Annotated in this window: 9 protein-coding genes and 1 riboswitch; of the genes, 4 read left to right on the forward strand and 5 right to left on the reverse strand. The window is 49.4% G+C overall.

Going from position 1 to position 7,409, the window contains the following annotated elements; genetic code table 11:
- Positions 1-67: 67 nt before the first annotated feature.
- Both ACTS3T_RS15495 and ACTS3T_RS15500 read left to right on the forward strand, forming a co-directional pair.
- A complete protein-coding gene (locus tag ACTS3T_RS15495) occupies positions 68-538 on the forward strand; it encodes an orange carotenoid protein N-terminal domain-containing protein (RefSeq protein WP_377962876.1) in 471 nt (156 codons plus the stop codon).
- A 158-nt stretch (positions 539-696) separates the two neighbouring features.
- Complete coding sequence (locus ACTS3T_RS15500) at positions 697-1,245, forward strand: DUF2854 domain-containing protein (RefSeq protein ID WP_377962878.1); 549 nt, start codon at positions 697-699, stop codon at positions 1,243-1,245.
- A 10-nt stretch (positions 1,246-1,255) separates the two neighbouring features.
- Here ACTS3T_RS15500 and ACTS3T_RS15505 read toward each other — a convergent pair whose 3' ends face one another.
- Positions 1,256-1,510 carry a CRR7 family NDH-1 assembly protein gene (locus tag ACTS3T_RS15505; protein WP_377962880.1) on the reverse strand — a complete coding sequence of 85 codons (255 nt, stop codon included), beginning with the start codon at positions 1,508-1,510 and terminating at the stop codon, positions 1,256-1,258.
- Between the two features lie 294 nt (positions 1,511-1,804).
- On the opposite strand from ACTS3T_RS15505, the gene sir reads away from it, so the two are divergent.
- Entirely contained in the window at positions 1,805-3,754 is a 1,950-nt protein-coding gene (sir, locus tag ACTS3T_RS15510) for a sulfite reductase, ferredoxin dependent (protein ID WP_377962882.1), read from the forward strand.
- 208 nt (positions 3,755-3,962) lie between these two features.
- On the opposite strand, the gene ACTS3T_RS15515 is transcribed toward sir, so the two are convergent.
- A complete protein-coding gene (locus ACTS3T_RS15515) occupies positions 3,963-4,094 on the reverse strand; it encodes a hypothetical protein (protein WP_377962884.1) in 132 nt (43 codons plus the stop codon).
- Between the two features lie 33 nt (positions 4,095-4,127).
- Positions 4,128-4,214: riboswitch (Glutamine riboswitch) on the reverse strand.
- 179 nt (positions 4,215-4,393) lie between these two features.
- The gene (locus ACTS3T_RS15520) at positions 4,394-5,248 is read right to left on the reverse strand and encodes a universal stress protein (RefSeq protein WP_377962886.1); all 855 of its coding nucleotides are present in this window, start codon (positions 5,246-5,248) and stop codon (positions 4,394-4,396) included.
- Positions 5,249-5,523: 275 nt separating this feature from the next.
- Between ACTS3T_RS15520 and ACTS3T_RS15525 the strand changes: the two genes are divergently transcribed.
- Positions 5,524-5,955 (forward strand): acyl-CoA thioesterase, encoded by a 432-nt coding sequence (locus tag ACTS3T_RS15525; protein WP_377962888.1) that lies wholly within the window; start codon positions 5,524-5,526, stop codon positions 5,953-5,955.
- Here the strand turns inward: ACTS3T_RS15525 and ACTS3T_RS15530 are convergent.
- Positions 5,952-6,164 carry a hypothetical protein gene (locus tag ACTS3T_RS15530; protein WP_462935247.1) on the reverse strand — a complete coding sequence of 71 codons (213 nt, stop codon included), beginning with the start codon at positions 6,162-6,164 and terminating at the stop codon, positions 5,952-5,954. The genes ACTS3T_RS15525 and ACTS3T_RS15530 overlap by 4 nt on opposite strands.
- 20 nt (positions 6,165-6,184) lie before the next feature.
- The gene (gene dxr, locus ACTS3T_RS15535; RefSeq protein ID WP_377962892.1) at positions 6,185-7,372 is read right to left on the reverse strand and encodes a 1-deoxy-D-xylulose-5-phosphate reductoisomerase; all 1,188 of its coding nucleotides are present in this window, start codon (positions 7,370-7,372) and stop codon (positions 6,185-6,187) included.
- Positions 7,373-7,409 lie beyond the last annotated feature (37 nt).

The following is a 7,409-nucleotide window of genomic DNA, read 5'->3' on the forward strand; positions in this document are numbered from 1 at the left end:
TATCTGAAAACAAACATATGTTCTTCAGTAAACACTGGCTTTCTAGACGTAATTTTAGGAGGCTTCTATGGCTTACGCTGTTAGTGATGCCGTCAAACAAGCCATTAAACTTTTTCAAAACTTTGACGCTGATACCCAGCTAGCGGTGCTGTGGTACGGCTATCTAGATATTAAAGATCAGCTCAGCCCCGCACCCGCCCACAGTGCTGAAGTGACTGGAACTGCCGTCTACGATCGCATTAAAGCCCTCGACCCAAATCAGCAACTACAAGCCCAACGCGATATCGCCAACCATGCAGACACACCCATCAGCCGTGAATACGGTGCTCTTAGCAGCAGCGGTAAGCTAGAGGTCTGGTTGCTGTTGGCTCAAGGAATTGAGTCGGGTGATATTATTGCCGTCCCCGACGACTACAAACTGCCAGAGAAAACAGAAACGCTGGTTAATACTATTCAATCTACTGATTTTGAGCAGCGGATCAACTTTACTCGTAGCGTAGTCGATGAAATGGGATTTTCCCCTGTCACGGCTGGATAAGCTGGACTTTGCCAAACGCTAGTATAGCTGCCGCTTGATTGATGTACCCGTATCTGCTACGGCAGGTGCGGGTAATTACAATACAAATACGTCAGGTGGGCTGGCTCATGGGATGATAGAAAATATGTTTCGATTCGTAAAGCTTACTCAGAAATTCTATGTTGCGTAAAATCCCCCTTGGTGCAGTTTTGCTTTCCGTCGGCTCAGTTTTGACGCTGGTGGGGTTTGTCGCCTATTTTCAGGAGCGGGCTACCCTAAACCTGGTCGGTTTTTTCTATGGGGTGCCGATCTTGTTAGGTGGACTGGCGCTCAAAGCGGCTGAGCTAGAGCCTGTACCTTTTTCGCAACCCACTACGCCTGAGGTAGAAGCCCTGCGATCGCAACAAGCAACTGCTACCCAAAATCAAATTCGCCAAGACGTTACTCGTTACCGCTACGGTCAAGAAGCCCACCTAGACGAATCTTTGGCTCGTTTGGGACTCAGTCCTAACGATGAGCAGCGGCCCGTTTTAATCGGTATTCGAGAAACCGCGATCGAAAATGCTTATGCCCTGGTACTGGAGTTTGAGTCTCCTCACCTGGATCTAGATACCTGGCAGCGCAAGCAAGACAAAATTCAGCGTTTTTTTGGCCCCGGTGTTATAGCGCAGCTTGATCAACCAGCAGGCGATCGCATCGATTTATCCCTGATTGCTTCAGCCGACTAAAAGCTCCGCGCTACTTTTCTAGGCGCACCGCATACCACTGTAGCGTTTCCCCCGGTTTAAGGGTTAGCTCACAGGCCGTCTGCATCAGATGGCTGGCTTGGGCTGAAAGTGTAGAGAATTTCTGTAAGTCTCGGGGTAAATCGGCTTGATCTGCCAAAATAGCCTCTAGCTTGGCTTGCAATTCTGCAGGTGTGAGAAAAACTTCTGGCTCGCCCGGTGCCAGCCACACAAACATGTCTTCCTGGTACATTATCGGATCGGGCATCAAAACTCTTGGACTCAGCCACAACTACTGTTTATATCCTAAGGGAGCGCAGGCCAGCCGCTAATGGCTTTGGCAAATAGCTTTCTCTACCTCAGCAGGCGTGGCCTTAGGTCATCAGAATTAATGATTCCTAACATTGCTACCTATCCGGCTAGCTGGATCCAGTGGTAGGATGAAGGTGATTCACCATAATTCCGACCGAGTTACCGGACAATCTTAAGCATTGTCTTAAGAATTGGGGTAGCTCGTGTTTCTTTGTTTGGGTCTATCGCAATTACTCCATCTGGCTTGGTCATGGTTCAGTCTCCGATTAAAAACTCGACGCAATCTGCATCTCAGAATAAAGTTTCAAAGCTTGAAGGCATTAAGGAGCGCAGCAATTTTCTCCGGGAGCCGTTAGCAAGTGAGCTAAAAGAAGACACCACTCACTTTTCCGAGTCTGCGGTGCAAATTTTAAAGTTCCACGGTTCTTATCAGCAAGACAACCGCGACAACCGGGTCAAAGGCCAAGAGAAAGACTATCAGTTCATGCTGCGGACGCGAAATCCTGGCGGCTTCATTCCACCAGAGCTAATGCTCACTCTCGATCGCCTTTCAGAAGAGTATGGCAACCATACGCTACGAGTCACGACCCGTCAGGGTTTTCAAATTCACGGCATTCTTAAAAAGAATTTGAAAGCGACTGTAGCCGCTATTGTTCGTAGCATGGGGTCAACCTTAGGAGCCTGTGGCGATATCAACCGCAACGTGATGGCACCGCCAGCGCCTTATCAGGATCGACCTGAATATGTTTATGCACGCGAGTACGCTGATAAAATTGCCGATCTCTTGACGCCTCAAACCGCAGCCTATTACGAAATTTGGCTGGATGGAGAAAAGGCTATTTCGGTTGAGGAAGCACCAGAGGTGGTGGCGGCTCGGCAGCGAAATGGCAACGGCACAATTTTTCACGACAGCGTCGAGCCACTTTACGGCACTTACTATATGCCGCGCAAATTCAAGTGTGCGGTTACTGTCCCCGGTGACAACTCAATTGATATCTATACGCAAGATGTGACGCTGGTTGTAATTACCAACGAAGCTGGCGAACTGCAAGGATTTAACGTTTTGGCAGGGGGTGGCATGGGTCGCACCCACAACAAAGAAGAAACGTTTGCCCGACTTGCCGATCCTATCGGATACGTTGCCAAAGACGATGTCTACGATTTGCTAAAAGCGATCGTGGCTACGCAGCGGGACTATGGCGATCGCTTTAATCGCCGTCACGCTCGCATGAAATATTTGCTTAACGACTGGGGCGTTGACCAGTTCCGAGAAACGGTTGAAGGTTTCTTTGGCAAAACCCTAGAGCCGTTTAAGCCTTTGCCAGCGTGGAAGTATTACGATTACCTCGGCTGGCACGAGCAAGGCGACGGTAAGCTGTTTATCGGCATTTCGGTAGAAAATGGCCGGGTTCACGATCATGGGTCGCTAAAGCTCAAAACCGCCCTGCGAGAAATTTCGGAACGGTTTCGCTTGCCTATGCGGTTAACGGCCAATCACAATATTGTGCTGTATGAGATTGACCCGGCAGACCAAGCCGCTATTCAAGCCATTCTCGATCGCTGCGGCATTCAGTCGGAAGCCGAAGTTGATCCGCTAGTACGCTATGCAATGGCTTGCCCTGCTCTGCCCACCTGTGGTCTGGCAATTACTGAGTCAGAGCGAATTATTCCTAGCATTATCGATCGGCTCAAAGCGCTGCTGGCCAAACTAGAACTTGGCAACGAACAGTTTGTCATTCGCATGACAGGCTGCCCTAACGGTTGTGCCCGTCCTTATATGGCAGAGCTAGGCTTTGTCGGTAGCGCTCCTGATAGCTACCAGATTTGGTTAGGTGGTTCGCCTAATCAAACTCGGCTGGCCAAACCCTATGTCGATCGCCTGCATGTCGATGAACTGGAAACAGGACTAGAACCCATTTTCCTTTACTTCCGTGAGGCTCGACAGGCGCAGGAAAGTTTTGGTGATTTCTGCGATCGCGTTGGACTAGAAGCCATTCGCCAGTTTGTTGAAAGTCACACGGCAGCGGATGCCCGCCATCTAGAATCGGCCACGCCTGAACAAGGCGGCAACCGCCACCGTATTGGCATTGCCCATGATGTTTACCTGCAACTCAAAGCAGCCTCTGAACGTCAGGGTCGGCCAATGTCACAAATTACGGCAGAGGCTATCCTCACCTATCTCAAAAACCAAGATGCCTGATAGGGCTAAAGGCCAGCTTTGGCGGCTGCAGCTATACCTGAAGTGAAGCAACGGCTGAGCCAACTTTGGGAATGATGCTCAAGTCTTCAGCGCCAATCAGCCTGAACTATTCAGACAAAAGAAGGGGGGAGCGTACTGCTCCCCCCTTGAGGTTTAAACAAATGACCGAATAGCTAGGCTGTGTTTCGCCTGCGCGATCGCGGGTTGCCTAAGCAACACGGGTGCCATTGGTAGGCTGAATGCGATCGGGCAGTACCCAGCACAACAGCGGAATCAGTACCACTGAAGTCACGCTAACCACTAAAACGATTTGTAACCCATCTACTAATGCAGTATTCACTGAATTCGCCTCCAGATGAAGTGAGCAGCTAAAGGCGCGTTCCTTCGGGGGTTCCCTACTTCCGCCTTTTCCCTTTAAACTACGCTGGCATAAACAGCAATTTCGGGAAAGGTGAACGATTTATTTCTGTATTTATTTTTACATTTCAGATCAAAAGTGTCCACTCTGGCCGCTGTCAATATCGATGTTCCCTGACATAAGAACACCTCGAAATAAACTTTCTAAAAATAAACCCTCTAGAGCGATCGCTTGCTACAAGCTGCCTTAGAGGGTTTTAGGACAAATAGGTCAGCGATCGCTTAGGTAGCCATCCGAGTCAGCAGTACCGGACACGGTGCATAAACCCGAACATAGTCTGACAAAGATTCTCCCAATAGCCGATCCAAATCAGGCATTCCCTTCGCAATTGAAGGGCGGCGATCGGGCGAACCCAAAATTAAAAGATTCACGTTCATATCTTCAGCCAACTGACAAATGCGCTGTCCGGCTTTACCTTCCGGCGCAGCGCAGCGGTATTTAATTCCCAAGCGCTTAGCCTCAGCTGCAGCCGTTGCCAACAGCGGATCTGCCGCTGGATCGGGGTTGGTTTCTTCTAGCGGCTTCGACTTCAAATTAGAAACTGAATGGACTAAAATCAGTTCCCCATCTTTAATGTCTCGCAGCATGCTCAGCGCTAACTTCAGCCCTTGCTGAGCCGAATCAGACTTATCGAGCGCAACCAAAACTCGCTTAATCGGACGAATGGTATAAAGATCGTCTTTGACCAGCAGCATAGGGCGAGACGCCAGTTGAAAAACATACTGGCTAACGGAGTTTTCTAAAATCGCTTTTAACCCGCGCAAACCGCGAGAACCCATAATAATCAAACTCGCTTCAACTTCCTCCGCTACCTTGCAAACCACATCTTTGGGATCGCCTTCCCGCAGCATCGCAGTCACCCGCTTTGGATCGAGGTTGAGCGCATTAATGGCTTCTGCTAGCGTTTTACCTCCAGCCTCCCACTTGTCTGTCATTTCTTCGGCGGTAACTTGCGGCGCAACAACGTGCAACACCGTCACCTCTGCTCGTTGAATCAGAGGAATTTCCATCAGCGCTTTCATCATGGCTTCCGTATTGCCGGTGCCAGAATCTGCTAGTAAAATTTTTTCTATCATGCTGACCTCTAATTGGGAGTCACAAAAGCAGCAATACTTGAATAATTGCAGTGATTGATATAGTTAGCGGTGCTAAACCCAGAAAACAAAAGCTTCCTCTGGGGGTCAAACCTATTTCATCATACGCAGGTCTCTTAAACTAGTTTGAAAGGAATTTATAATTTTTAGTAACTGCTTGTTTTTACTTAAGATTGCAGTTGCTCTTTTACAAAGATTTAAGCCAAACAAGCCGTCGCATTTATTGCTAATTTAAAGTCAGGTAATTATGAAATTGAATGCCGCAAAAATCCTGGTTTGAGTATCCAATCCGTGTGCAGCCTCACCATACAGATTATGCAGGTATCGTTTGGCACGGCGCTTATATTACCTGGCTAGAAGAGGCGCGGATCGAATGCCTGCGGCAGGCAGGAGCCGAGTTTACAAATTGGGTTGCGATGGGGATTGATTTGCCTGTTGTTGATCTGTCTTTGCGCTACCATCGGGCGTTACAACTGGGCATGAAAGCCCTTCTCAAAACTCGCTTAAGCCATCGAGGCGTTAGGCTTAACTGGCACTACGAGATTCATGCGATCGCCCCTAGCTATCTTTGCCTTACGGGGCAGGTGACGCTAGTGCCTATCGATCGCACCCACAACAAAATTATGCGATCGCTACCGTCTGAGGTGCGGCAGATTCTGAAGCAACTGAATCGTCAGTTTGGTGACTAGCCACTGGGTGTTGTGGGGCTGCTGCCCGGTAGCCAATCTTGCAGTTGTTGCCAAATAGTGTTAGGCCCAATACCAAAAAAAATCTGTAAACCCAATAAGATAACGGCCACCAACAAAGCCGTTTTTAGGGTGGCTTTAACAACCCTAACCAGCCATAAAAAAGCTAAAACCGAAACGGCGATCGCGCCAACAACAACAACAATTTCCACGGTGATTTTGGAAAACTAATTTAGCGAATAGAAGCTGGTTGGGTTAGGGCTTGACTGAGCGCTTTAACTTCAGCTCTGGCCCACCGATCCGCTTCTAGGATATCGTCTAGCGCAGGAGATGACTGATTATGAGCATGATGGCGATCGCAAACTTGCTCAATTAAACGAGGTATGTCTAAAAAGCCAATCTTCTCGTCTAAAAAGAGTGAGACAGCTTGCTCATTAGCAGCATTGAGAACCGCCGTCATCGAACCCCCGGCTCGACCAGCCGCATAGGCTAGATCCATACAAGGATATTTTTGCCGATCGGGGGCGCGAAACGTTAGATCGCCCGCTTTGACCAAATCGAGGGGTTCCCAATCAGTATAAATACGCTCTGGCCAAGATAACGCATATAGCAGCGGCAAGCGCATGTCCGGCCAGCCCAACTGAGCCAGCATAGACGTGTCTTGCAGTTCAATTAGCGAATGAATAATGCTCTGCGGATGAATCACAATATCAATCTGGTCGTAATCCACGCCAAACAGATAATGGGCTTCAATCACCTCTAGGCCTTTATTCATCAAGCTGGCTGAGTCTACGGTAATTTTGCGCCCCATTGACCAGTTAGGGTGCTTTAGGGCATCCGCGACCTTGACTTCTGCTAGCTTTTCGGTCGGCCAATCGCGAAAGGCACCGCCTGAAGCCGTCAGCAAAATGCGCCGCAATCCAGCCGCTGGCACTCCCTGTAAACACTGAAAAATGGCCGAATGCTCAGAATCCGCTGGCAACAGCCGCACTCCGTGCTTGGCGATCAGCGGCAAAACTACCGGGCCACCTGCAATTAAAGTTTCTTTGTTGGCTAGGGCAATATCTTTACCCGCTTCAATGGCGGCTAGGGTCGGTAGCAGTCCGGCACAGCCGACAATTCCAGTCACAACCGCTTCGGCATCGCCATAGCGAGCCACTTCGACTACCCCTTCTTCCCCGGCTAGCAGAATTGGCTGAGGGTCTATATCGGCGATCGCGGCTTTAAGTTCAGGCAAACACTCAGCCTGACAAATCGCCACAATTTCGGGCCGAAACTGCCTCACCTGCTGGGCCAGCAGCTCAACGTTGCGCCCTGCCGCAATTCCCACCAAGCGAAATTGATCAGGATGGCTTTGGACGATATCGAGCGTCTGCGTCCCAATCGAGCCAGTAGATCCTAGCAGCGTTATGGCCTTCACAATATTTCGGCGGGGTTTAGGTTTTCTTCACAACTAT

The sequence above is a fragment of the Almyronema sp. genome (genome assembly GCF_052168255.1).
Classification (GTDB): Bacteria; Cyanobacteriota; Cyanobacteriia; order Phormidesmidales; family Phormidesmidaceae; genus Sphaerothrix; species Sphaerothrix epifaneia.